Source organism: Streptomyces sp. NPDC059743 (genome assembly GCF_042732975.1).
GTDB lineage: Bacteria > Actinomycetota > Actinomycetes > Streptomycetales > Streptomycetaceae > Streptomyces.
The window spans coordinates 74905-100198 of the sequence record NZ_JBHWGS010000013.1 but is presented as its reverse complement, the minus strand read 5'-3'; the positions used below and the strand labels follow the sequence as shown (position 1 = coordinate 100198).

General features: G+C 70.8%; 19 protein-coding genes. 13 read left to right on the top strand and 6 right to left on the bottom strand.

Annotated features, from left to right (window positions below; translation table 11 throughout):
- Nucleotides 1–65 precede the first annotated feature (65 nt).
- Both rplQ and truA read left to right on the top strand, forming a co-directional pair.
- Nucleotides 66–584 (top strand): 50S ribosomal protein L17, encoded by a 519-nt coding sequence (gene rplQ, locus ACFV6H_RS23395; protein WP_093594192.1) that lies wholly within the window; start codon nucleotides 66–68, stop codon nucleotides 582–584.
- A gap of 76 nt (nucleotides 585–660) precedes the next feature.
- Nucleotides 661–1524: a tRNA pseudouridine(38-40) synthase TruA gene (gene truA / locus ACFV6H_RS23390; protein ID WP_385545270.1), complete on the top strand. Its 864-nt coding sequence runs from the start codon at nucleotides 661–663 to the stop codon at nucleotides 1522–1524.
- 22 nt (nucleotides 1525–1546) lie between these two features.
- Here truA and ACFV6H_RS23385 read toward each other — a convergent pair whose 3' ends face one another.
- From ACFV6H_RS23385 to ACFV6H_RS23375, 3 genes are all read right to left on the bottom strand, one after another.
- Nucleotides 1547–4636, bottom strand: a complete 3090-nt coding sequence (locus ACFV6H_RS23385) for a glycosyltransferase family 2 protein (RefSeq protein WP_385545267.1) — start codon at nucleotides 4634–4636, stop codon at nucleotides 1547–1549.
- 66 nt (nucleotides 4637–4702) lie between these two features.
- On the bottom strand, nucleotides 4703–5845 hold the full coding sequence (locus ACFV6H_RS23380) for a sugar phosphate nucleotidyltransferase (protein ID WP_385545263.1): 1143 nt from the start codon (nucleotides 5843–5845) through the stop codon (nucleotides 4703–4705).
- Nucleotides 5846–6110: 265 nt separating this feature from the next.
- A complete protein-coding gene (locus ACFV6H_RS23375; RefSeq protein WP_385545260.1) occupies nucleotides 6111–7007 on the bottom strand; it encodes a hypothetical protein in 897 nt (298 codons plus the stop codon).
- Between the two features lie 148 nt (nucleotides 7008–7155).
- Here ACFV6H_RS23375 and ACFV6H_RS23370 point away from each other — a divergent pair, with 148 nt between their 5' ends.
- The 4 genes from ACFV6H_RS23370 (at nucleotide 7156) to glmM (ending at nucleotide 11899) form a co-directional block, all read left to right on the top strand.
- The gene (locus ACFV6H_RS23370; protein WP_385545258.1) at nucleotides 7156–8775 is read left to right on the top strand and encodes an ABC-F family ATP-binding cassette domain-containing protein; all 1620 of its coding nucleotides are present in this window, start codon (nucleotides 7156–7158) and stop codon (nucleotides 8773–8775) included.
- 559 nt (nucleotides 8776–9334) lie between these two features.
- Nucleotides 9335–9778, top strand: a complete 444-nt coding sequence (rplM, locus tag ACFV6H_RS23365) for a 50S ribosomal protein L13 (RefSeq protein ID WP_384986839.1) — start codon at nucleotides 9335–9337, stop codon at nucleotides 9776–9778.
- 42 nt (nucleotides 9779–9820) lie between these two features.
- The gene (gene rpsI, locus ACFV6H_RS23360) at nucleotides 9821–10348 is read left to right on the top strand and encodes a 30S ribosomal protein S9 (protein ID WP_093590972.1); all 528 of its coding nucleotides are present in this window, start codon (nucleotides 9821–9823) and stop codon (nucleotides 10346–10348) included.
- A 192-nt stretch (nucleotides 10349–10540) separates the two neighbouring features.
- Nucleotides 10541–11899 carry a phosphoglucosamine mutase gene (gene glmM, locus ACFV6H_RS23355; RefSeq protein WP_384789868.1) on the top strand — a complete coding sequence of 453 codons (1359 nt, stop codon included), beginning with the start codon at nucleotides 10541–10543 and terminating at the stop codon, nucleotides 11897–11899.
- A 115-nt stretch (nucleotides 11900–12014) separates the two neighbouring features.
- Here glmM and ACFV6H_RS23350 read toward each other — a convergent pair whose 3' ends face one another.
- From ACFV6H_RS23350 to coaA, 3 genes are all read right to left on the bottom strand, one after another.
- Nucleotides 12015–14831 carry an MXAN_6230/SCO0854 family RING domain-containing protein gene (locus ACFV6H_RS23350; RefSeq protein ID WP_385545251.1) on the bottom strand — a complete coding sequence of 939 codons (2817 nt, stop codon included), beginning with the start codon at nucleotides 14829–14831 and terminating at the stop codon, nucleotides 12015–12017.
- 211 nt (nucleotides 14832–15042) lie between these two features.
- The gene (locus ACFV6H_RS23345) at nucleotides 15043–16065 is read right to left on the bottom strand and encodes a DUF389 domain-containing protein (protein WP_385545248.1); all 1023 of its coding nucleotides are present in this window, start codon (nucleotides 16063–16065) and stop codon (nucleotides 15043–15045) included.
- A gap of 42 nt (nucleotides 16066–16107) precedes the next feature.
- Nucleotides 16108–17103, bottom strand: a complete 996-nt coding sequence (gene coaA, locus ACFV6H_RS23340) for a type I pantothenate kinase (protein ID WP_384789877.1) — start codon at nucleotides 17101–17103, stop codon at nucleotides 16108–16110.
- Nucleotides 17104–17405: 302 nt separating this feature from the next.
- On the opposite strand from coaA, the gene ACFV6H_RS23335 reads away from it, so the two are divergent.
- From ACFV6H_RS23335 to tsaE, 7 genes are all read left to right on the top strand, one after another.
- Nucleotides 17406–17813 (top strand): hypothetical protein, encoded by a 408-nt coding sequence (locus ACFV6H_RS23335; RefSeq protein ID WP_385545245.1) that lies wholly within the window; start codon nucleotides 17406–17408, stop codon nucleotides 17811–17813.
- A gap of 321 nt (nucleotides 17814–18134) precedes the next feature.
- Nucleotides 18135–19982, top strand: a complete 1848-nt coding sequence (gene glmS / locus ACFV6H_RS23330; RefSeq protein ID WP_093600051.1) for a glutamine--fructose-6-phosphate transaminase (isomerizing) — start codon at nucleotides 18135–18137, stop codon at nucleotides 19980–19982.
- A 45-nt stretch (nucleotides 19983–20027) separates the two neighbouring features.
- On the top strand, nucleotides 20028–20396 hold the full coding sequence (locus ACFV6H_RS23325; protein ID WP_384789881.1) for a holo-ACP synthase: 369 nt from the start codon (nucleotides 20028–20030) through the stop codon (nucleotides 20394–20396).
- 4 nt (nucleotides 20397–20400) lie between these two features.
- On the top strand, nucleotides 20401–21897 hold the full coding sequence (locus ACFV6H_RS23320; RefSeq protein WP_385545241.1) for an NAD(P)H-hydrate dehydratase: 1497 nt from the start codon (nucleotides 20401–20403) through the stop codon (nucleotides 21895–21897).
- A gap of 98 nt (nucleotides 21898–21995) precedes the next feature.
- Nucleotides 21996–23150 carry an alanine racemase gene (gene alr / locus ACFV6H_RS23315; RefSeq protein WP_385545238.1) on the top strand — a complete coding sequence of 385 codons (1155 nt, stop codon included), beginning with the start codon at nucleotides 21996–21998 and terminating at the stop codon, nucleotides 23148–23150.
- Nucleotides 23151–23311: 161 nt separating this feature from the next.
- Nucleotides 23312–24616 (top strand): alpha/beta fold hydrolase, encoded by a 1305-nt coding sequence (locus tag ACFV6H_RS23310; protein ID WP_385545621.1) that lies wholly within the window; start codon nucleotides 23312–23314, stop codon nucleotides 24614–24616.
- Nucleotides 24588–25244 (top strand): tRNA (adenosine(37)-N6)-threonylcarbamoyltransferase complex ATPase subunit type 1 TsaE, encoded by a 657-nt coding sequence (tsaE, locus tag ACFV6H_RS23305; RefSeq protein ID WP_385545235.1) that lies wholly within the window; start codon nucleotides 24588–24590, stop codon nucleotides 25242–25244. Before ACFV6H_RS23310 ends, tsaE begins: the two co-directional genes overlap by 29 nt.
- Nucleotides 25245–25294: the final 50 nt, after the last annotated feature.

Below are 25294 nucleotides of genomic sequence, written 5' to 3'. Positions count from 1 at the left end.
CAGCAGTCCGTCGGTAACTGACACCGGTACCTGATACGGCCGGTGCAGACACAAGGAGACACACCATGCCGAAGCCCGCCAAGGGCGCCCGTCTGGGCGGCAGCGCAGCGCACGAGAAGCTTCTTCTCGCGAACCTCGCGAAGTCGCTCTTCGAGCACGGCCGCATCACCACGACCGAGGCCAAGGCCCGCCGCCTGCGTCCGGTCGCGGAGCGTTTCATCACCAAGGCGAAGAAGGGCGACATCCACAACCGTCGTCTGGTTCTTCAGTCGATCACGGACAAGGGCGTCGTCCACACGCTCTTCACCGAGATCGCGCCGCGGTACGAGAACCGCCCCGGTGGCTACACCCGTATCACCAAGATCGGCAACCGTCGTGGCGACAACGCCCCGATGGCGGTCATCGAGCTGGTCGAGGCGCTGACCGTGGCGCAGCAGGCGACCGGTGAGGCCGAGGCCGCGACCAAGCGCGCGGTCAAGGAGGACGCCCTCAAGAAGGACGAGGCTCCGGCCGAGACCGTCGAGGACGCCAAGCCGGCCGACGCCGAGGCCAAGGCCGACGAGGCCGAGTCCAAGGACGCCTGAGCGTACGGACAACGGCTGACGGACGGGCTCGCTCCCTCACGGGGGCGGGCCCGTTCGGCTGTGAAGGGAGCGGCAGGTGAACGAGGACATCGAGGGCGCGGCGCCCGGTTTCGTACGGGTGCGGCTGGATCTCTCGTACGACGGCAAGGACTTCTCCGGCTGGGCGAAGCAGGCGAACCGGCGCACCGTCCAGGGCGACATCGAGGACGCGCTGCGTACGGTGACACGGTCGGCCCGGACATACGAGCTGACCGTCGCCGGGCGTACGGACGCGGGCGTGCACGCGCGCGGACAGGTCGCGCATGTCGATCTGCCGGAGCCCGTGTGGGCCGAGCACCGGGAGCGGCTGCTGCGGCGGCTCGCCGGGCGGCTGGCCCATGATGTACGGGTCTGGCAGGTCGCGGAGGCGCCGGCCGGCTTCAACGCGCGCTTCTCCGCGCTCTGGCGGCGGTACGCGTACCGCGTGGTGGACCATCCCGGCGGTGTCGATCCGCTGCTGCGCGGTCATGTGCTCTGGCACGACTGGCCGTTGGACGTCGAGGCGATGAACGCGGCGTCGGCCGGGCTGCTCGGCGAGCACGACTTCGCGGCGTACTGCAAGAAGCGCGAGGGCGCGACGACCATCCGTACGCTCCAGCGGCTGGACTGGGAGCGGGACGCGCACAGCGTGATCACCGCGACCGTACGGGCCGATGCCTTCTGCCACAACATGGTGCGTTCGCTGGTGGGCGCGCTGCTGTTCGTGGGCGACGGACACCGGCCCGTGGAGTGGCCGGCGAAGGTGCTGGCGGCGGGAGTGCGGGACTCGGCGGTACATGTCGTACGGCCGCACGGGCTCACGCTGGAGGAAGTCGGCTATCCGGCCGACGCGTTGCTGGCCTCCCGCAGCCGGGAGGCACGCAACAAGCGGACGCTGGGCGGCGGTTCGGTCTGCTGCTGATCGCGGACCGACCGGACAGGACCTAGCCGCGGCGCAGGCGGCGGGCCGTCCTTCGCAGCAGGCCCGGCTTCTTGGGCTCGGACGGCTTGGGCGGCTTGGCGACGGCTACGCGCAGGGACAGATCCGTCTGCGGATTGGTCCAGTACGGCGTGATACGGCGGTCCGGCGCGGTCGGGTGCGGTACGGGCTTCAGCCGCTCCGGGACGTCCGGGCCGCGCAGCGCGCCGAGCCGGGCGGTCTTCGTCCAGCCGAGCGCGGTGAGCCGTACGTACAGATCCCAGACGCCGTCCTTGAGCGGTGAGCCGTCCACGGCGGTGGCGGGATCGAGCAGCGCGGTCCCGGTGACACTCAGGGTGCCGTCCTCATGGCGGACGGTGAGATCGGTCGGCAGCCGGTGTTCGGCGCCGCCCGCGCGCTCGCGCAGGACGAGCACGGCGGAGGCCTTCTCGGGCAGGGCGCCGCCGGTGAGCGGCTCCTGCGCGAAGCGCTCGCGCAGGGCGGCGGAGAGACCGGTCGGGACGAGCGCCGGCTCGCCGTCGCCCGTGGTGGTGAGGCCCAACGGAGCCTCGGCGGCGAGTGGTTCGGTGGTGAAGGCGATCCGGAGCCGTCCGGCGTCCTGCCAGGAGAGCGCGTCCAGCCGGGCGCGGCAGCCGACGGTGGCCTCCCAGCGGGCGAGTGCCATGAGATCGTCCGGGCGGTCGTCGATGATCAGCCCGACGGCCAGCCGGCGCGCGGTGGGCAGTCCCGCCAGGGCCGTACGGGAGATACCGTCCACGACGACCTTGCGGATCTCGTAGAACAGCTCGCGCCGCGCGTCCTCGTCCAGATCGAGCAGCCGCTTGCCGCTCAGCCGGTCCAGGATCTCCACGCGCAGCCAGCGCCGGTGCAGCCGGTCCCGCGTGGCTCCGGGCCCGGTGAGTCCGTCGGTGAGCTCCAGGAGCCCGCTCAGCGCGCCGTAGAACGCGGCCGGGGCCACCGGCGGCTGTCCTGTGCGCGGCGGCCCGTACTGGTAGCAGACACGGCTGCCCAGGACGGCCGTGCGGCCCGCCCGCAGCGTCGCCTCGGCGGTGAACGCCTGACCGGCCAGCGGCCGGCCCTCGGCGAAGCGGAGTCCGTGCTCGGCGAGGAAGGCGCGGTCGAAGAGCTTGTCGGGCGTGAGGCTGTCGGCCAGCGGATCCTTGGCGAGCGTGGCCCGCGGCCGGTCCCGTACGAACAGCTCACGCGGCACGGGTCTGCCCTTGGCGGCCGGTTTGCCCGCGACGATGTCGGCGTCGTGCTCGACGCCGTACGCGTACATACGCTCCAGAGCGTCCGCGGTGAGACGGTCGCCGGGCTCCATGAAGATCACATACGAGCCGGTGGCGGAGTCCGCGCCCGCGTTGCGCGGCTCGGTGCCCGGCGGTGTCTGTGCCACCGGGATCACCTCGATGTCCCGGGCGGGCAAGGTCTGAGCGGTCAGCGAGGCGAGCGTGGACTCGACGGCCGCCGGATCCACACCGGCCGTGGGCAGGACGACGCTGATCTTCGGCGGACGGGCGCGAGGCGCCTTGTCGGTCGCGCGTACGGTCAGGGCCAGCCCGTCGCCGTCCAGCGCGGCGGTGATCTCCCGGCGGCCGAGGATCTCCGGAGCGGGCAGATCCACCTCGCCGGGCGCGGTGCTCTCGCCGAGGCGCGCGTACCGGTCGAATCCGGCGCCCATCAGCCGGATCCGCACCTCCCAGGCGCCCTCGGCCAGCGGTGCGCCGCCGGCGGCGCGGAGCGGATCCACGGCGAAGGTGCCGCGTACGACGGGACGGACGAGCACGGCGCCGTCCGCAGCGCCCGCAGTGTTCTCGGGTGCCGACTCCTCTTCGAGTACGAGAGACGTCTCGCGCGGCATCACCCACACATGCGCGGTCTCCGTGTGCCGCAGCAGTACATCGGCCTTGAAGCTCTTCAGCTCGTCGGTCACCTCGACGGGCTCGGAGAGGACACCGTCCGTCAGGGCCGGCGCGAGGAAGTACCGCTCGCCGCGCCGGGCCAGCAGCAGCCCCGAGCCGTCTCCCGGATCGCCTTCGAAACGCGCGGTGAAGGAGGCCTTGAACCGGTCGCGGTTCCAGACCGGCCGCCCGACCGCGCACCGCGCCACCAGATCGCTCTGGCGACGCGTGAACTCGGTGAGATCCTCGCGTCTGTCCGCCCGGAGCAGGACCGATCTGGTGCGCTGTACGGCGGCCAGCCCGCGCTCCACGCCCTCCGTCATGAACTCCTCGGCCAGCTCGCGCACGGCCTCGTACGGATCGTCGCGGAACGGCGGATCGATCAGCAGCCCGCGCGGCGGCACACCGAGCCGGTGCAGCATCTCCACCCGGTAGAAGCGGCGCAGCAGCCGGTCGCGCTCGGCTCCCGGCTCGGTGCCTTCGACGACCGTCGCCATGACCTGGCGCAGATTGCCGTAGTACCACCGCGGATCCATGGCCGCGGTGCCCGCGTTCTCGGCGTCCTCGCGGGCCCAGTACGTGTAGCAGACGTAGTCGCCGAGCACGGAGACGACGGACGCCTTGAGATAGGCGCGGACCATGAAGAGCTGGTCCTCCAGGATCCACGGCCCTTCGGGATGCACGATGCCGTGCTCGCGCAGGAACGCCGTGCGGAACATCTTGTGCGGTGTGAGGCTGTCGATGAGCGGCGCGTTCCACACCGTGGCGCTCTCGCGGCTCCGGCTCATCAGACCGTACGGAACGCCACGGCTGCGGAAGTTGCTGGCGACCTTGCCGATCACGATGTCGGAGCCGTTGCGCCGGCCCATCTCGTACAGCCGCTCCAGCGCCTCCGGCGCCATACGGTCGTCATGGTCCACGAACTGCACGTACGCGCCGTTCGCCTGCTCCACGCCGACATTGCGCGGCTTGCCCGGCCAGCCCGAGTTGGGGATCCGCGTCATACGGAAGTGGTCGTGGGCGGCGACCAGGGCCTCCAGATGCTCGGGCGTCCTGTCGGTCGAGCCGTCGTCCACGAAGAGGACCTCGAACTCGGAGCTCGGCAGTGTCTGCCGCAGCATCGACTCGACCAATGGCTCGATGTGGCGTCCCGAGTTGTACGTCGGGACCACCACAGTGACTTTGACCGCCATCCGCCCCACGCCTTCTTGATGCTCACCGTTACCGCACAGATCGCACAGACTTTACGCGGACCGCCTTTACGCGGACCGCATGTGAGGCACGCCGGAGAGCGCGGCGAGCGAGGGCGCGGCGCACGGCGTCGGCGCCGCGGACAGCCTGACGGCCTCCGGCGCGAGCGTCACTCCGCAGCCGACGCGGATGCCGGACGGCAGTTCGTTGCCCGCGCCGACCTTGGCGCCGTCGCCGACGACCACCGCGTCGAGCGTCGAGTCCGTACCGACCACGGCGTACCGGCCGATCACACTGCGGCGGACGCGGGCGCCCGCGGCGATCCGGGCGCCCGGCAGTACGACACTGCCCTCGATCACCGAACCGTCCGCGATCTCGGCGCCCTCGCCGACGACGGTGCCGCCGCCGAGCGCCGCGCCCGGATGGACTCGGGCGCCGGGCAGGACGAGGGCGTCGCCGACCGGGCCCGGCAGGGCGGGCGAGGAGACGATTCCGCGGACGAGATCGGCGGAGCCCTTCACAAACGCCGCCGGAGTGCCCAGATCGAGCCAGTACGTGTCGTCCACCACACCGCGCACAGGGACTCCGGAGGCGAGCAGGCCCGGGAACGTCTCACGCTCCACGGACACCACGCGGCCCGCCGCGATCCGGTCGATGACGGAGCGTGTGAAGACATAACAGCCCGCGTTGATCTGGTCGGTGACGATCTGCTCCGGCGACTCGGGCTTCTCCAGGAAGGCCAGCACCCGTCCGTCCGCGTCGGTCGGCACGAGTCCGAAGGCGCGCGGATCGGGCACCCGCGTCAGATGCAGGGTGACGGCGGCTCCGGAGGCGCGGTGGCCCTCCCGGAGGGCCGCGATGTCCAGACCGGAGAGGATGTCGCCGTTGAACACCAGCACCGGTTCGTCGGGCCCGCAGCGCAGCCGCCGCGCCGCGTTGCGGATCGCTCCGCCGGTGCCCAGCGGCTCGGCCTCGGTCTCGTACTCCAGCCGCAGGCCGAACCGGGCGCCGTCACCGAAGTACGGCTCGAACAGCTCGGCCAGATACGAGGTCGCGAAGATGACCCGGGTGACTCCGGCCGCGGCGGCGCGCGCGAGTTGATGAGCAAGGAACGGGACGCCGGCCACGGGCAGCAGCGGCTTGGGTGTGTGACTGGTCAGCGGGCGCAGCCGGCTTCCCTGGCCACCGACGAGAAGAATCGCCTCGGTCATATGGTGTCCGCCTCGTGTCGCGGGACCGGGCGGAACAGCAGGGCGCGGCAGGGCACGCCTCGTCGCGCGTCCTGCCCGGCCCGGATCCCCCCAGCGCCTTCTGTGGCACGCCGGCCGACCGTGCACCCCCGGTACCCGCTCTGCTGTGGCCGACGAAAGCCACATTCTGACAGCTGTGCGTGGAGCGTGAAGGGCGAATGCGAAGATGCGCGCGATTGGTGCCCGTTGTGTGTCTTGTCCGAGTCAGGAGGGCGTCCTGCCTGGGTCAGGCCGCAGGCGCGGTGGCCGCTGCCGAGGCCTGCGTGCGGCCACGGCCGAATATCTGACGGAACGTGAACTCCGCGACATCGTCACCGGTGGCGTAGACGTCCTTGTCGGACTCGGTGACGTCCTTGCCGCTGGTGAAGCCGCTGACCGTGAAGTACACGTACCTGCCTATGGAGTTGGTGACCTTGCGGCAGACCGAGGGAGCCCGGCAGAAGGTCGGGACACCGTCGCCGGAGAGCGAGGCGATACCGTCCTTCGCCTCGGCCTTGGCCTTGAGCGCCTGCGTCTCCTGCTCGAAGACCGCGACACCGACGGTCACCGCCACACCGTCCTTGCTGTAGGTGGCGCGGATGACCTGGTCGCAGCCGTTGGCGGCGAGGATGGAGCCGAGGGCGCCCTGGGCCGCCGCGGCGCAGTTGGTCGTACGGGTCGTCGCGCCCTTCTGGTACACGCGGTCGCCCATGGTCAGCTTCGCGCCGGGGAAGAGCGTGTCGGCGCTCAGCGGCGCCTTGTCCTTCTCGGCGCTGGAGATGAAGTCCTTCGGGTCCGGCGGCGGCAGCGGATCGACGGAGGAGAAGGTCGGCTCCGGCGCCGCGCTCTCGGTCGGCAGTTCCGGAGGCGCGGGCAGCTCGCTGGCGTTGGTCTTCGAGGCCCGGTCGTCGCCCTTGTTCATGGAGACGACCGCGGTCGCCACGATCGCGCCGACCGCGGTGGTCGCGAGTACGCCACCGCCGATCATCAGCCAGCGCTTACGGCGCGCACGCGCGGCGGAGGCGTCCGCCAGCGCGGCCCAGTCCGGTGTCTGTGTGCCGTACGGGTCCGGTCCGGGCGTTCCGTACGGATCCTGTCCGGGTGAACCGGGGCCGCCCCAGGGTCCCCCTTGCCCAAAGCTCATGCCGCGCAGTTTAAGGCCGCCCGCAAGGGCGTTGTGCCTCGGAGGGCGAAGAGCGGAGGAGGGTGGACGGAGAAGCGGACAGAGGGGACGGAAAGGACCGGCGGAAAAGGATTGGGCTCCGGCGGTGCCTGCCCCGACAATGCGGACCATGGGACATCTTGAGGCCGCGCACCTGGAGTACTACCTCCCCGACGGACGGGTGCTGCTCGGCGACGCCTCGTTCCGCGTCGGCGAGGGAGCCGTCGTCGCCCTTGTCGGCGCCAACGGCGCGGGCAAGACCACACTGCTGCGGCTGATCGCGGGAGAGCTGGAGCCGCACGGCGGCACGGTGACCGTCAGCGGCGGACTCGGTGTGATGTCGCAGTTCGTGGGCTCGGTGCGCGACGAGCGTACGGTCCGTGACCTGCTGGTCTCGGTCGCGCAGCCGCGTATCCGCGAGGCGGCGACCGCGGTCGACGAGGCCGAGCACGGGATCATGACGGTGGACGACGAAGCCGCGCAGATGCGGTACGCGCAGGCGCTCAGCGACTGGGCCGAGGCGCGCGGCTACGAGGCCGAGACCGTCTGGGACATGTGCACCACGGCCGCGCTCGGCGTCCCGTACGAGAAGGCGCAGTGGCGCGAACTGCGCACGCTCAGCGGCGGCGAGCAGAAGCGGCTGGTGCTGGAGGCGCTGCTGCGCGGGCCCGACGAGGTGCTGCTCCTGGATGAGCCGGACAACTATCTGGACGTACCGGGCAAGCGCTGGCTGGAGGAGAAGCTGAAGGAGACCCGCAAGACGGTTCTCTTCATTTCCCATGACCGGGAGCTGCTGGCCACGGCGGCCGAGAAGATCGTGAGTGTGGAGCCCGGCCCGGCCGGCTCCGACGTCTGGGTGCACGGCGCCGGCTTCGCCACGTACCACGCGGCGCGCAAGGAGCGCTTCGCCCGCTTCGAGGAGCTGAAACGGCGCTGGGACGAGGAGCACGCCCGGCTGAAGGCGCTGGTCCACCGGCTGCGGCAGCAGGCGGCGATCAGCCCGGACATGGCCTCGCGCTACCGGGCGATGCAGACGCGCTTCAAGAAGTTCGAGGACGCGGGCCCGCCGCCGGAGCCGCCGCGCGAGCAGGAGATCACCATGCGGCTGCGCGGCGGACGCACCGGCGTACGTGCTCTGACCTGCGAGAACCTGGAGCTGACCGGACTGATGAAGCCGTTCTCGCTGGAGATCTACTACGGCGAGCGGGTGGCCGTGCTCGGCTCGAACGGCTCCGGCAAGTCGCACTTCCTGCGGCTGCTGGCCGGCGAGGACGTCCGTCACGAGGGAGCGTGGAAGCTGGGCGCCCGCGTGGTGCCCGGACATTTCGCACAGACCCACGCCCACCCGGAGCTGCTGGGACGCACACTGGTCGACATCCTGTGGACGGAGCACGCGAAGGACCGCGGCGGCGCGATGAGCGTGCTGCGCCGGTACGAGCTGGAGCGCCAGGGCGACCAGCCCTTCGAGAAGCTCTCCGGCGGCCAGCAGGCGCGCTTCCAGATCCTGCTGCTGGAGCTGCGCGGCACGACGGCCCTGCTCTTGGACGAGCCCACGGACAACCTGGACCTGGAGTCGGCGGAGGCCCTTCAGGAGGGCCTGGAGGCCTACGAGGGCACGGTGCTCGCGGTCACCCACGACCGCTGGTTCGCGCGCTCCTTCGACCGCTACCTGGTATTCGGCACGGACGGCGTCGTACGGGAGACGCCGGAACCGGTATGGGACGAACGCAGGGTGATCCGGGCGCGGTAGCCGCTGCGCGGGCAGTGGGGGCGCCTGCGGCGAGCGTCCCCTACCCGCCCCTTCCCGAAACCGGGGCGCTGCCCCGGACCCCGGTCCTCAATCGCCGGACGGGCTGGATTTTTCCGCCCGGCGGCGAGCGCCGCCAGGGGCCTCGGGGCGAAGCCCCGGTTCCCGATCCAGCCCGTCCGGCGTTTGAGGACCGGGGGTCTGGGGGCGGAGCCTCCAGTTCGGGAAGGGGCGGGTAGGGGAACGCCCGCCGCAGGCGCCACCGCCCGCACCCGCACCCGCACCGCACCCCGCGGCCCCCGCACCGCACCCGCCGTTTTGACCCGTACGGCGCACCAACGGTATCCTTCTGGTTCGTTATGCGTATTGGCTTGGTCGTTCTCACGCGAGGGGCCCTTACGCCGGTCCACCGGGCCGATGACCAGCGGCAGGCAGCGGGTTGCGTCCCCGTATGCCCGCCAAGGCTGTCGTGCATCGTCCGGGTGGCCTTGTACAGGACCCGTCCCCTCGGCCCTAGCGGGCCCGGGGAGACCCCATCACTGAAGAAGCGAAGGCTACGACCGTGCGTACGTACAGCCCCAAGCCCGGCGATGTGACGCGCCAGTGGCACATCATCGACGCGCAGGACATCGTCCTGGGCCGTCTGGCGACCACCGCCGCCACCCTTCTCCGGGGCAAGCACAAGCCCATCTACGCGCCCCACGTCGACACCGGTGACTTCGTCATCATCATCAACGCGGAGAAGGTGCACCTGTCCGGCAACAAGCGGACCCAGAAGATGGCGTACCGCCACTCCGGCTACCCGGGCGGTCTGCGTTCCGTCCGCTATGACGAGCTGCTCGCCAAGAGCCCCGAGAAGGCTGTCGAGAAGGCCGTCAAGGGCATGCTCCCCAAGAACACCCTGGGCCGTCAGATGCTCTCGAAGCTGAAGATCTACGCGGGCGACCAGCACCCGCACAGCGCTCAGCAGCCGGTCCCGTTCGAGATCACCCAGGTCGCGCAGTAGTTCCGGCCACCCCCTAAGACGAAAAGAAATCTGAGGAGCATCGTGGCCGAGACCACTGTTGAGAACCCCGTCGAAGGCGCCGAGGCCGAAGAGACCTTCGACGCGGTGACGACCTTCGAGTCGGAGGTCCCCGTCGAGGGCGAGTACACCTCCGAGTCCCTGGCATCCCGCTTCGGCGACCCGCAGCCGGCCGCCGGCCTGGGCCGTCGCAAGAACGCCATCGCCCGCGTCCGGATCGTCCCGGGCAGCGGAAAGTGGAAGATCAACGGTCGCACCCTTGAGGACTACTTCCCCAACAAGGTGCACCAGCAGGAAGTCAACGAGCCCTTCAAGGTGCTCGAACTGGACAACCGCTACGACGTCATCGCCCGTATCTCCGGCGGCGGCGTCTCCGGCCAGGCCGGCGCGCTGCGCCTCGGCGTGGCCCGCGCGCTGAACGAGGCGGACGTGGACAACAACCGCGCCCCGCTGAAGAAGGCCGGCTTCCTGAGCCGCGACGACCGCGCCGTCGAGCGCAAGAAGGCCGGTCTCAAGAAGGCCCGTAAGGCCCCGCAGTACAGCAAGCGCTAATCGCTCGCTGGCCGGTCCAGGCATTACGCCTCTACGGCATTCGTTCGCCCCGGCGGCACTCCGTGCCGCCGGGGCGTTCGTTTTCTTGGTGATCTCGGGCGTATAACAGCATCAAGCGCTTAATACGTTTGCATTTTCGGAGCATTTTCGCTCGGAGCGGTGACGGCTCGGAGTGTTCTCGGAGGGAGAGCTGTGGGACGACTCTTCGGTACGGACGGCGTGCGCGGTGTCGCCAACGCCGATCTGACGGCGGAGCTGGCGCTCGGTCTGTCGGTCGCGGCGGCACATGTGCTCGCCGAGGTGGGGACGTTCGACGGGCATCGGCCCACGGCGGTGGTCGGGCGTGATCCGCGTGCGTCCGGCGAGTTCCTTGAGGCCGCGGTCGTGGCCGGACTCGCGAGCGCGGGTGTGGACGTCCTGCTCGTCGGTGTGCTGCCCACCCCGGCGGTGGCGTATCTCACCGGCGCGTTGGGCGCCGACCTCGGCGTGATGCTGTCCGCGAGCCACAACGCCATGCCGGACAACGGCGTCAAGTTCTTCGCGCGCGGCGGGCACAAGCTCGCGGACGAGCTGGAGGACCGGATCGAGACGCTGTACGAACAGCACCGCACCGGCGCGCCGTGGGAGCGGCCGACGGGCGCGGGCGTGGGCCGGGTCCGTACGTACGACGAGGGCTTCGACCGGTATGTGGCGCATCTCATCGGGGTGCTGCCGAACCGGCTCGACGGGCTCAAGGTCGTCCTCGACGAGGCGCACGGCGCGGCGGCGCGCGTCTCGCCCGAGGCCTTCGCCCGGGCCGGCGCCGAGGTGATCACGATCGGCGCGGAGCCGGACGGGCTGAACATCAACGACGGCTGCGGCTCCACGCATCTCACACAGCTCAAGACCGCGGTCGTGGAGCACGGCGCGCACTTCGGCATCGCGCACGACGGTGACGCGGACCGCTGTCTCGCGGTGGACGCGGCGGGCGAGGAGGTCGACGGCGACCAGATCCTCGCGGTGCTGGCCCTGGCGATGCGCGAGGCGGGCACGCTGCGCGGAAACGCGGTGGTCGGCACGGTGATGGCCAACCTCGGCTTCAAGATCGCGATGGAGCGCGAGGGCATCCATCTCGTGGAGACGGCAGTCGGCGACCGGTATGTACTGGAGTCGATGAAGGAGCACGGCTACGCGCTCGGCGGCGAGCAGTCGGGCCATGTCATCGTCCTCGACCATGCGACGACCGGCGACGGCACGCTGACCGGACTGCTGCTGGCGGCCCGGGTCGCGGCGACCGGCCGTACGCTGGCGGAGCTCGCGGGCGTGATGCGGCGGCTGCCGCAGGTGCTGGTCAATGTGCCCGATGTCGACAAATCGCGGGTGCACACCTCGGCGGAGCTGGCGGCGGCAGTCTCGGAGGCGGAGTCCGAACTGGGCACCACGGGCCGTGTTCTGCTCCGTCCTTCGGGTACGGAGCCGCTGGTACGGGTCATGGTCGAGGCGCCGGACATCGACCAGGCGAGGTCGGTGGCGAGCCGCTTGGCGGACGCGGTGAAGTCGGCGCTGGGCTGAGGCCGGCGCTGGGCTGAAGTCGGCGGCAGGAACGATCCGGCGACTGCCGTCGAGAGGGTGCGGGGCGGCCTGGCCGCTCCCGCACCCGTTGCTTTTGTTGCTTTTGCCCGAGGTTCTACGTGACGGCCAGAGCGTTGACCACGTCCGTGGCCGTCAGCAGACGCACCGCGTCGGCGTTCAGCTCGGCCGGGTGCAGGGCGTACACCTGGGAGCCGCCGGCCAGGGCGATGTCTCCGCGTACGAGGAAGGCCAGCTCGGCCTCGGCCAGATCGAGGCCCTGGTTCCGGTCCTGGTCCTGGTCCTGGCCCTGGTTCTCGTCCCGGTCCCGGTCCTGGACGTTCACGGGATCTTGGTCGGGGCTCCCGATACGGGCCGCGAAGGCCGGGCCGTCCTCGCCCTCGCGCCTGCGGTACGTACTCGCCGAACCGTCGGTGTGACGGACGACGACCGTGGTCGCCCGCGCCGCCGCCTGCCAGACCGCCAGTTCGCCGAGGCCGACGCGCGCGCCTGACGCGAACAGGTCGTTCAGACTGCGGCCGAGCAGCGCCAGCCTGTCCACATGCCGGTGTACGGCGTGGTTGGTGCCGGACACACCCTGGACGACATCCAGCCAGCGCATCGTCCGCGCCGGTATGTCCACCAGCAGCGGAACACACGCCCGGGACGTACCGGTCAGATCGAAGCGCTGCTCGACCGTACGCGGATCGAAGATCTTGCCGTGGCCGGGCGGTTCGTTCCGGACCATGAAACCGGCGAAGGCCTCGGCGAGTTCGGTGAACGGCACGTTGTTGTACGAGAAGCAGAGCGCGACCGCGTACCGCGCACCGGCCTTCTCCAGCCGGGCGAGGTTCAGATCGATGAACTCGCTCGCGCCTCGCGGTGCCGGAGCGCTTGTCAGATCGCCGGAGTGCGCGGCTCCGGTGCCGGCGAAGCGCAGCTTGGTGTAGTCGCAGGTGCCGATGTGCTCCCACTGCTCGTTGAACAGGGCGAGGGAGAGGTCCAGGTCGGTAGTGCCCGAGGTCTCGCTCTCCATCCAGTGGAGGAACAGCCGCAGGGTTCGCGTGGCCGGACCGGTGCTGCTTCCGCTGATGTCTTTGTCCGGGCCGTTGTGTGCGTCCGTGTCCGTGTACGTGTCCGGCAGAGGCAGTTCGCTGCCGCGCGGGAGCGTCACCAGTGCCCGGGACGCGGTCCGTTCCGTGAACGGCGCGATCATCCCGTCCAGCCCGGCGTCCACGACGGCCAGACCGACCGGGCCCTGTGCGGCAGCACGTCGTACCACCTCGGCGGTGAGCGCGCGGACGGCGTCCTCGGCCGGGCCGGCGGGCAGCGGCGCGCGGGTGTCCTCGCTCACGTACACCCGCGCGTTGCCGCCCTTCGGGAAGAAGACGCGCAGGAGATCGTCGGGCCGGCGACGGCTGCGTACCGCGCCGAGCGCGGAGAGCAGCACGGCCGGGGAGACGCGCGGCAGCGCGGCGGCGAGCGCGTCCACGACCACGCCGCCGTCGGGCCCGGCCAGCCGCAGCAGATGGTCGAGCCGACGCAGCAGTTCGCCCGGCCGCTGGTCGAGCAGAGCGGTGGCGGCAGGGATGTCGCGGTCGGCGAGAGCGATCTCGACACGGCGGCCCCAGGCGTTCACGGTGACTTTTGTGCCCTCCGTGCCCTCCGTGCCCTTCGCGTCGGACAGCTCGACGCTGCCGGTCGCTTCCGCCGCCGTACGCAGGGCGGCGCCGAGGCGGTCGTCCGACAGCCCGGTCCCGCGCAGCGCCGCCACGGCGAGTGCGGCGCGCGGATAGCGGGCCGCGTGCTCGAAGGGATGCAGCGCGTGGGCCGCACGGATCCACGCGCGGCGGTGCCGGCGCATGTCGGCTACGGCGAGCGCCGGGTCGAGGGCGTCGAGCGCGGCGAGCAGGGCACGGCGCACCGGGCGTGGCACGGGTGCGATACGTGGCATGCCCACCAGCCCGGGATCGCCGCCCGACAGGACGGCGAGCAGCCGCAGGATGTCGGTGGCCGTGTTCAGCCGGGCGGTGACGGCGGGCAGTACTGCGGCCCGGTTCTCAGGTGTGTGCAGCAGCCAGGCCAGGACACGCGCCTTGATCTCGCGGCCGGGAAGGCTCGCGGGCAGCCAGTCCAGCTCGGTGCGGTCCCGGGTGCCGAGGAACAGGACGAGGTCGTTCGTCTCCTGCGCGGAGAGCGCGGCGGTACGGGCGAGGAGCCTGCGCAGTTCGTCGCCGGCGGCCTCGGCGCGCGCGGCGAAGTCGCCTCCGTACGCGAGGACCCGCACCCGGGACGGCAGCGCCTGGCGCCGTCGGAAGGTGAGACGCGGCCGGGAGGAAGGCCGCAGGAACGGGTCGTCGGCGTCGAGGATCCGGTTGCAGATGGGGCAGGCGGAGAAGTCCGAACCGTCGAAGCAGCTCCGGCAGACGAGATGCGCGCACGGGGAGACGGCGTGGACCGTGCCGACGGTGCCGCAGAGGACGCACGGCTGGTGCGGGTACTGGAACAGCAGAGTCAGCACCCGGTTGACGAAGTACCTGCCCGTATCGCGCGGTGTGCTGTCCGGGAAGAGGCGGAACAGAGGCGTGTGATCACGGTCGGAGCCGAGCGCCTCGTCGATGTCCGCGAGCAGCGCGCGTCCGGCGGCGGCCAGCGTCTCTGGAGTCCGAGCGGCGAACGCCTGGCGCAGCGGCGCGGAGAGGAGGCAGCCGCGCTCAAGGAGATCGGCCTCCAGCAGCGCGACGCCCGCGAGGCTTTCCGGTACGGGGTCGGGTACGCGCTCAGGTACGGGCACGGCACCGGCGGCGGGCAGATACACGGCCCCACGGCGAAGCAGCAGCGCGAGGGCGAGGCCGCGCGCGGTGTCGTTGTCGTCGTAGGCGTTTGCGTCCGCGTCATCGGCGCTCGTACCGTCCGGGCGCGTGGTGGTGCTCATATCCGTCGGTCCCCCCGGCGTAAGACGCCGCGTCGCCCGTACTCCTCGTACGGACGACGCGGCGTTGAAGTAGACGCGCGGGCGGAAGGTTGACGCACTCGGGTTTCATTTGCAGTGAAAGAGAAGGAAGCACATCCGAGAGCCGCCCGCGCCCGTTGAACGTATCAATGAGACGGTGCTCGGCGCATCTGGGATTTCGCGCGGCTCTCCGTCAGGCCGGAGGCGTGCTTCCGGTGTCGGCGGCCACACCTCCAGGGCCAGTACGGTCCACGCGCCCGGGGCTCCCGCTCTGCCCGCGCCTCCGTATCTGTCGCCGCTGGGACAGTGCCCACAGTGCCTTCTGCGCGACCAGCGTGAGCGTGCCCGCGACCAGGATGCCCGCCAGATTCAGCAGGAGCTGGCTGCTGGAGCCCCAGACCTGGTCGAAGTCGCCGTAGCCGAGCGCGACGGCCGCGTTGGCGGCGGCAGGGACGGTCGTCACCGAGATGGCGACTCCGACCAGCGCGCCCGACCGTGAGGAGGTCAGCGAGAGCATGCCGGCCACGCCCGCGAGCACGGCGACGACCAGCGAGAACGGATCGGGATTCCAGATGAAGGAAGTGTTCGCGCGTTCGGCCTCCAGCATGGAGCGGGTGAAGAGCCCGAAGGCGTCCATCAGCAGACCGAACGCCGTCGTCAGCACCATCGCCACCGCGAAACCGCCGACGACCGCGACCAGCGAGCGCCATGCCAGCCGCGGGGCGCGCTGCACCAGCGCCGTACAGACACCGGCCAGCGGCCCGAACTCCGGGCCGACCGCCATCGCGCCCACGATCAGGATCGCGTTGTCGAGCACCACACCGCAGGCCGCGATCATCGTCGCGAGGGAGAGGAACGCGAGATAGGTGAGGGAGAGCGTGGACTCCTCGTGGGTCACATCCTCCAACTGCTCCCACAGCACGGCGTCGGCGCCCTCGCCCGGAGCGGCCTCCTCCGCCTCCTCCGCCCGCCGGGAGAGCGTCAGATCGATGTTCTCGACGGTGATCGAACCGATGTCGTCGATCCCGAGGGCGCGCAGATCCGAGATCAGCTCGTCGCCGGCCTCGCGCGCCACGTCGCACATGACGAGATCGCCCAGCGGATCGCGCGCGGCACCGGGCACGACGGCGAGATGGGCCGTGCCGACGGTGCGCTCGACGGTCCGTACGACCTCGTCGGTACGGTCGGCGGGCACGAGCAGACGCAGATGCAACAAGCGAACGGCTCCTCGGGGTTCGTGGTTCGGGCTGTCGGGCGCTCAGAGCTTCCGGAGCGAAAGCCGCTGGACCTTGTGGTCGGGTCCCTTGCGCAGCACCAGCGTGGCACGGCTCCGGGTGGGCGCCACGTTCTCCAGCAGATTGGGCCGGTTGATGGTCCGCCACATCGTACGGGCGTACTCCAGGGCCTCGTCCTCGGAGACCTGGGTGTACTTCGTGAAGTAGGAGGCCGGGTTCTGGAACGCCGTCTCGCGGAGCTTGCGGAACCGGTTCAGATACCAGTTCTCGATGTCCTCGGCGCGGGCGTCCACGTACACACTGAAGTCGAAGTAGTCCGCGAGCCCGACCCGTGTTCTGCCGTCCTTGCCGGGCAGCGCGGGCTGAAGGACATTGAGCCCTTCGACGATCAGGATGTCGGGGCGCCGTACGGTGAGCAGCTCGCCCGGCACGATGTCGTAGATGAGATGCGAGTAGACGGGCGCGGTGACCTCGTCCTTGCCGGCCTTGATGTCGGCGACGAACCGGGTCAGGGCCCGCCGGTCGTACGACTCGGGGAAGCCCTTCCTCGACATCAGCCCGCGCGCCTTGAGCTCCGCCATCGGCCACAGGAAGCCGTCGGTGGTGACGCGCTCGACCCGGGGATGCTCGGGCCACCGCGCGAGCAGCGCCTGCAACAGCCGGGCCACGGTCGACTTCCCGACCGCCACACTCCCGGCGACTCCTATGACGAACGGCGTACCGCGCTGCGCGCCGTGCCCGTTTCCCGCGTCCCCGAGAAACGTGTTCAGGGCACCTCGCAGCCCGGCCGTGGCCTGGACATAGAGATTCAGCAGCCGCGACAACGGCAGATAGACGTCCCGCACCTCGTCGAGATCGATGACATCCCCCAGCCCCCGCAACCGCTCCACCTCCTCGGCACTCAGCGGCAACGGCGTCTTCTCCCGCAACGCGCTCCACTCGTCCCGGCTCAGATCCACATACGGAGTCGGCCCATGCTCCCCCCGACGGAGGACACTTCGTGGCAACGAATTGATCACGCCCCATTGTCGACCCTGGGCCCAGGGCATGGATGGTGTGCTGGGTCACGCGGCGCGGGCACGTCGTTCACTTACTACGATGCGGTGGACCGTCCCGCCACCGTGATCGACGCCTGGCAGAAGAAGACCTCCACGGTCTACGACGCACTCGGCCGGCCTCTCACGACATGGCAGGGAGACCCGGAGACCGGTACCAAGCTGACGGAGACCCGTGTGCTTCGCGCCGGTCGTGCAGTCGATGGATACGTTCCACCGTCCGCAAGGCGGCTCCTGGAAGCGAGCTTTGAACGAAGGAGATTGTGATGGCAGGCGAGTGGGAGTGGCTGAGAGGTCTGCAGCCGTCCAGCGAGGTGCCTGAGCGGCTGCGCACCCCGACGGCATCGTCTGCACTCAACCTCGGTGTGCAGATGATCGGCAGCAACATTGTCGGTAACGACGTGGTCGAACTCGCCGCGCAATACATGGCCGAACATGCCCGGCTCGAACTGTGGATCGGAAGTCACGAACCACCCCTGGGCTTTCGGCGAAAGTTTGAGCTGGGCCGGACCTCTTCTGAGGCACTGCTTGAGGCCTACGAGACATGGGTCGCGTTCGAAACCGCCTACCAGGCGTCCGGCAAGAAGATCGACCATGTGCGCGACGAACGAGAGAAACTGAAGGCGGCCCTACGCAGGGCCACTGACGCTCTCATACGCGCCAGGATCGAATAGCTGAAAATAGCTGAAAAGGGCGGGCGGGTTCCGTCCGTCAGCCCGTCCTTGGCGCTTCAGCGACTACAGAGGGGCCTCACCAGAATCGATTCTCGTGAGGCCCCTGGGCATTTGACGAGAGGCTGGAGCCTGCTGGTTCTCACCGATGAGCACATCGGATCGGTTCTCGCGGCGTTGGTGGCACCTCCCGAGTCGTACGCATGGCCCATCGGGGCCGGCCAAACCTGGTTTGGGGGCCGGATGAGGTACTCGGAGGGTGGGAGTGGGGTGGGGGCTTCGCCGTTACGGGAGGGGCGGGGGTGGGCGCCGTAGGCTGCCGGCATGTGCGGAATCGTGGGTTACGTCGGCGGACAGTCGGCGCTTGATGTGGTCATCGCGGGCCTCAAGCGGCTCGAATACCGCGGGTACGACTCGGCCGGAGTCGCCGTGCTCGCCGATGGAGGGCTGGCCGCCGCGAAGAAGGCGGGCAAGCTTGTCAATCTGGAGAAGGAGCTGGTGGAACGGCCGCTGCCGGCCGGACTCACCGGCATCGGGCACACCCGGTGGGCCACGCACGGCGGGCCGACCGATGCCAATGCCCATCCCCATCTCGACAACGCCGGGCGCGTCGCCGTCGTCCACAACGGGATCATCGAGAACTTCGCCGCCCTCAGGGCCGAGCTGGCCGGCCGCGGCCACGATCTCGGGTCGGAGACCGACACCGAGGTCGTCTCGCATCTCCTCGCCGAGGCCTTCTCCTCCTGCGGCGATCTCGCCGAGTCGATGCGCCAGGTGTGCCGGCGGCTGGAAGGCGCCTTCACCCTGGTCGCCGTGCACGCGGACGAGCCGGACGTGGTGGTCGGGGCACGCCGTAACTCGCCGCTGGTGGTCGGCGTCGGGCAGGGCGAGTCGTTCCTCGCCTCGGACGTCGCCGCGTTCATCGCCCATACGCGCTCCGCGATCGAGCTGGGCCAGGACCAGGTCGTGGAGCTGCGCCGCGACGGTGTGACGGTGACGGACTTCGCGGGCGATCCGGCCGAGGTCCGCTCGTACCACGTGGACTGGGACGCGTCGGCCGCCGAGAAGGGCGGTTACGACTACTTCATGCTCAAGGAGATCGCCGAGCAGCCCAAGGCCGTCGCCGACACGCTCCTCGGCCGGATCGACGCCCAGGGCGCGCTGACCATAGACGAAGTGCGGATCCCGCAGGAGGTGCTGCGCGAGGCCGACAAGGTCGTCATCGTGGCGTGCGGTACGGCCTTCCACGCCGGGCTGATCGCCAAGTACGCCATCGAGCACTGGACGAGGATGCCCTGCGAGGTGGAGCTGGCCAGCGAGTTCCGCTACCGCGATCCCATCCTGGACCGGCGCACCCTGGTGATCGCCATCTCCCAGTCCGGCGAGACCATGGACACGCTGATGGCCCTGCGCCACGCCCGCGAGCAGGGCGCGAAGGTGCTGGCGATCTGCAATACGAACGGTTCGACCATCCCGAGGGAGTCGGACGCGGTCCTTTACACCCACGCGGGCCCCGAGGTCGCCGTCGCCTCGACCAAGGCGTTCCTCACCCAGCTCGTCGCCTGCTATCTGGTGGCGCTCTATCTGGGCCAGCGGCGCGGTACGAAGTGGGGCGACGAGATCCGGGCCGTGATCAAGGACCTCTCGCAGATCGCGGGCGAGGTGGAGCGCGTACTGGAGACGATGGAGCCGGTACGGGCGCTGGCGCGCTCGCTCGCGGACAAGCGGACGGTGCTGTTCCTGGGCCGGCACGTCGGCTATCCGGTCGCCCTGGAGGGCGCGCTCAAGCTCAAGGAACTGGCGTACATGCACGCCGAGGGATTCGCGGCCGGTGAGCTGAAGCACGGCCCGATCGCGCTCATCGAGGAGGATCTGCCGGTGGTGGTCGTCGTACCGTCGCCGCGTGGGCGTTCGGTGCTGCACGACAAGATCGTGTCGAACATCCAGGAGATCAGGGCCAGAGGCGCGCGGACGATCGTGATCGCGGAGGAGGGCGACGAGGCGGTGGTGCCGTACGCGGACCATCTCATCCGGATCCCGGCGACGCCGACGCTCCTTCAGCCGCTGGTCGCTACGGTGCCGTTGCAGGTGTTCGCGTGCGAGCTGGCGACGGCGCGCGGCAACGAGGTCGACCAGCCGAGGAATCTGGCGAAGTCCGTCACGGTGGAGTAGGCGGAGCGGCCAGAACCGTGGAAGAGAAGTGGGGAGCGGCAGCACGTGATTATCGGGGTGGGGATCGATGTGGCGGAGATCGACCGGTTCGCGGAGTCGCTGTCGCGGACTCCGAAACTGACCGAACGTCTCTTCTCCGAGCGGGAGTTGTACCTCCCGAGCGGTGAGCGGCGCGGTATGGCCTCCTTGGCGGCACGGTTCGCCGCCAAGGAAGCCGTGGCCAAAGCCCTGGGCGCGCCCGGCGGACTGCGCTGGACCGACGCCGAGGTGTGCGTGGAGGACAGCGGGCAGCCGCGGCTGCGGGTGCTCGGTACGGTCGCGGCACGCGCCGCCGAGTTGGGCGTGAAGAGCTGGCATGTCTCGCTCAGCCACGATGCGGGAGTGGCGTCGGCCGTGGTGATCGCGGAGGGTTGACCGTATGCGTATCGCTTACAGCGTGGAGACCGTCAGAAACGCCGAACGGGAGCTGATGGCGCGGCTGCCCGAGGGCGCGCTCATGCAGCGCGCCGCCCATGGCCTCGCCGTCGCCTGCGCCGGCCTGCTGCGAGATCTGCTGGGCCGGGTGTACGGAGCGCGGGTCGTCGTACTGGCAGGCAGCGGGGACAACGGCGGTGACGCCCTGTACGCCGCGGCCCGTCTCGCCTGCAGAGGCGCCGGTGTCACGGCGGTCCTCCTCGCGCCCGACCGGGCGCACGCGGGCGGGCTCGCCGCGCTGCGCAGCGCGGGCGGCCGGGTCGCGGGCGGCGCTGGCGGTACCGACGGCGCCAACGATCCCTACGCCGTCCTGGCCGCCGCCGATCTCGTCCTGGACGGCATCACCGGCATCGGCGGGCACGGCGGGCTGCGTCCCGACGCGGTGCCGCTGGTACGGGCGGCCCGGGACTCGGGCGCGGTGGTCGTCGCCGTCGATCTGCCCAGCGGAGTGGAGGCGGACAGCGGCGAGGTGGCGGGCGAGGCGGTACGTGCGGACGTGACGGTCACGTTCGGTACGTACAAGCCGGGCCTGCTGATCGATCCCGCGCGCGAGCACGCGGGCGCGGTACGGCTCGTGGACATCGGGCTACGGCCGTATCTGCCGGCCGTCCCCGAGTTCGAGGCCCTCCAGCACGAGGACGTCGCGCGGCTGCTGCCGGTGCCGACGGGCGAGAGCGACAAGTACCGGCGAGGTGTCGTCGGGATCGTCGCCGGCTCCGCGCGCTATCCGGGCGCGGCGGTGCTCGCCGTGGCGGGCGCGCTGCACGGCGGCGCGGGAGCCGTACGGTACGTGGGCCCCGGCGGCGACGCGGTGATCGCCCGCTTCCCCGAGACGCTGGTGCACGAGGGCCCGCCGTCGAAGGCCGGCCGCGTCCAGGCGTGGGCGATCGGCCCGGGCCTGGGCGAGGGCCCGGAGGTCGGCGAAGGGCACGGAGTGGCGGAGGTACTGGCCTCGGACGTACCGATCCTGGTGGACGCGGACGGCCTGCGGCTGCTGGACGCGGCGACGGTACGCGGCCGTACCGCGCCGACGCTGCTCACTCCGCACGCGGGCGAGGCGGCGGCGCTGCTCGGTGTGCCACGGGAGGAGGTCGAGTCGGCCCGGCTGACAGCCGTACGGGAACTCGCGTCCCGCTACGGCGCGACGGTGCTGCTCAAGGGCTCCACCACTCTGATCGCCGATCCGGACAAGGACGTTCCGGTCCGCGTCAACCCGACGGGCACGCCCTGGCTCGCCACGGCGGGCAGCGGCGACATCCTCTCGGGCCTGTCCGGCGCCCTCCTGGCCACCGGCCTCCCACCCCGCGACGCCGCGTCAATGGGCGCATACCTCCACGGCCTCTCGGCCCGCCTCGCCTCGAAGGGCGCCCCGATCTCGGCCCTGGACGTGGCGGCCCACCTGCCGGACGCCTGGCGGAATGTGACGTCCGCCCGCCCGTAAGAGGCGTTCATGCTTGGCGGGACCGGTATCGGGACCGGGCCGGGACCGGGGCCAGGACCGGACCGGTGCACTCCGGGGGCTCTGAGAGACTGGGCGTGATGACCGGAATGATGCAGACATCGACTCACCTCAGGGCACGCGCCGAGATCGATCTCGGTGCCCTGCGGGGCAATGTGCGCGCTCTGCGCGCCCGCGTGGGGGACGGCACCGCCGTGATGGGTGTCGTGAAGTCCGACGCGTACGGGCATGGCATGGTGCCCGTCGCCCGCGCCGCACTCGCCGCCGGGGCCACCTGGCTGGGGACCGCCACGCCGCACGAGGCGCTCGCCCTGCGTGCCGCCGGGATCCGGAGCAGAGTGCTCTGCTGGCTCTGGACGCCCGGCGATCCCTGGCGGGAAGGCATCGAGGCCGATCTCGACATGTCCGTCAGCGGGATGTGGGCCCTGCGCGAGGTGACCGCCGCCGCCCGCGAGGCCGGCCGGCCCGCCCGTATCCAGCTCAAGGCCGACACCGGCCTCGGCCGTAACGGCTGCCAGCCCGCCGACTGGCCGGAACTCGTCGGTGCCGCGCTCGCCGCGCAGGCCGCCGGCCAGGTCCGGATCACCGGCCTCTGGTCGCACTTCGCCTGCGCCGACGAGCCGGGCCATCCCTCCATCGCCGCCCAACTGGACGCGTTCCACGCGATGGTCGCGTACGCCGAGAAGGAAGGCGCCGAGCCCGAGGTCCGGCACATCGCCAACTCGCCCGCCGCGCTCACCGTCCCCGAGTCGTACTTCGATCTCGTACGGACCGGGATCGCGATGTACGGCATCTCGCCCAACCCGGAGCTCGGCACCGCCCAGGACCTCGGCCTGCGGCCCGTCATGACGCTCTCCGCCTCGGTCGCCCTGGTGAAGCAGGTTCCGCCGGGCCATGGCGTCAGCTACGGCCACCACTACCTCACGCCGCGCGAGACGACGCTCGGGCTCGTCCCGCTCGGATACGCCGACGGCATCCCCAGGCACGCCTCGGGCCGCGGTCCCGTTCTCGTCGGCGGAGTCACCCGGCGGGTGGCCGGGCGGGTCGCCATGGACCAGTTCGTCGTGGACCTCGGCGGCGACACCCCGGAACCGGGCACCACCGCCATTCTGTTCGGCCCGGGCGACCACGGAGAGCCGACGGCCGAGGACTGGGCCGAGGCCGCGGACACCATCGCGTACGAGATCGTCACCCGTATCGGCTCCCGCGTCCCACGCGTCTACGTGAACGAGTGAGCGAGCGCGTACCCGCGCCCGTCCAACAGACGCGCGGACAACCGGAGTGATCTCTCCGGGGTGAAGCGCGGTACGGCGGGGAAGGCAAGGCTGGACGACGAGGAGCGACGGTGAGCGAGAAGAGCCCGGCGGGGGACGCGGCGGCCACGACGGCCGCCGCGGTGGCTACGGCCTCGGCAGCTTCGGCAGCGATCAGTGGCAACTGGCGCAAGGCGGGCGTCGCCGGCGCCGCGATAGGCGTGATCGCCGCCGGAGCCGCAGCCGGTGTGGCGATCGAGAGGCTGACCGTCGGCCGCGGCATGCGCAGAAGGGCACGGCTCGCGCTCGACTCGTCGGGACCGTACGGAGCGCTGCGCGGCGCGCCGGGCAAGGCGCTCGCCGACGACGGTACGGAGCTGTACTACGAGATCGACGAAGTGGACGCCATCGGTCCGCCCGGCGCGCCGGGCGCGGGGGCTGGGCCGGCCGCCAGGTCAGGACCGGGCGCCGTAGCCAGACCAGCCACCGGCGTCGGCGCCACGGCACCATCTCCCGGCTCCCGCCGTCGCCGTCTCTTCGGCCGCAAGGCTCCCGTGCCCGTGACCGTCGTCTTCAGCCACGGCTACTGCCTCAGCCAGGACTCCTGGCACTTCCAGCGCGCCGCCCTGCGCGGACTCGTCCGTACCGTCCACTGGGACCAGCGCAGCCACGGCCGTTCCGCGCGCGGCGTCGGCCAGAGCGGTCCCGGCGCCGTTCCCGTCACCATCGAGCAGCTCGGCCGTGACCTCAAGGCCGTGATCGACGCGGCGGCGCCCGAAGGGCCGCTGGTGCTGGTCGGCCACTCCATGGGCGGGATGACGATGATGGCCCTGGCGGACCAGTTTCCCGAGCTGGTACGGGAACGGGTCGTCGGCGTCGCCCTCGTCGGTACGTCCAGCGGAAAGCTCGGCGAGGTCAACTACGGACTGCCGGTCGCGGGCGTGAACGCCGTACGCCGTGTCCTGCCCGGCGTGCTCAAGGCGCTCGGCTCCCAGGCCGAGCTGGTCGAACGCGGCCGACGGGCCACCGCCGATCTCTTCGCCGGGCTGATCAAGCGGTACTCGTTCAGCTCGAAGGACGTGGATCCCGCCGTCGTACGGTTCGCCGAGCGGCTGCTTGAGGGCACGCCGATCGATGTGGTCGCGGAGTTCTACCCGGCCTTCACCGACCATGACAAGGTGCAGGCGCTCTCGGTCTTCCTGGAGGTACCGGCGCTGATCCTGGCGGGCGAGAGCGATCTGATCACTCCCAGCTCGCACAGCGAGGCCATCGCCGATCTGCTGCCGGACGCGGAGCTGGTGCTCGTACCGGACGCCGGGCATCTCGTCATGCTGGAGCATCCCGAGGCCGTCACGGACCGGCTCGCCGACCTGCTCGCAAGAGTGGGTGCGGTGCCGTCGGAGGCTAACGTTGGCAGACATGGAAGCACCGCACAGCCCGGCGGCTGAGACAGCCCTCAGGGCAGCCCGCACCACCGAGTCGGCCCGCACCACCGAGCCGGCCCCCGCCACCGAGCCGGCCGACACCACTGAGACCGCGGCCCGTCCCGGGACGACCATCTCCGTCGATTCCCCCGAGCGGATGCAGGAGCTGGGCCGGGCGCTCGCCGCCCTGCTCCGGCCGGGTGATCTGGTGATGCTCACCGGCGAACTCGGCGCGGGCAAGACGACGCTGGCCCGTGGCCTCGGTGAGGGCCTCGGCGTCCGTGGCGCCGTCACCTCGCCCACCTTTGTGATCGCGCGCGTCCACCCGTCCCTGGTCGGCGGTCCCGCGCTGGTCCATGTGGACGCGTACCGGCTCGGCGGAGGACTGGACGAGATGGAGGACCTCGATCTGGATGTCTCGCTGCCGGACTCCGTGGTGGTCGTGGAGTGGGGCGACGGCAAGGTCGAGGAGCTGTCGGACGACCGGCTGCGCGTGGTGATCCACCGGGTGGTGGGCGGTGCCGACGGCGAGGCCGCCGAGCACGGGCTGACGGAGCACGGCGAGACGGAGTACGACGACCGGCGCACGGTCACGCTGACCGGGTTCGGCAGCCGCTGGTCGACGACCGATTTCGGAGTGCTCACGCGCTGATCCGGCGCTGATCCGTCCGGCACTGATCCGGCGCTGGTCGAGCACTGGCT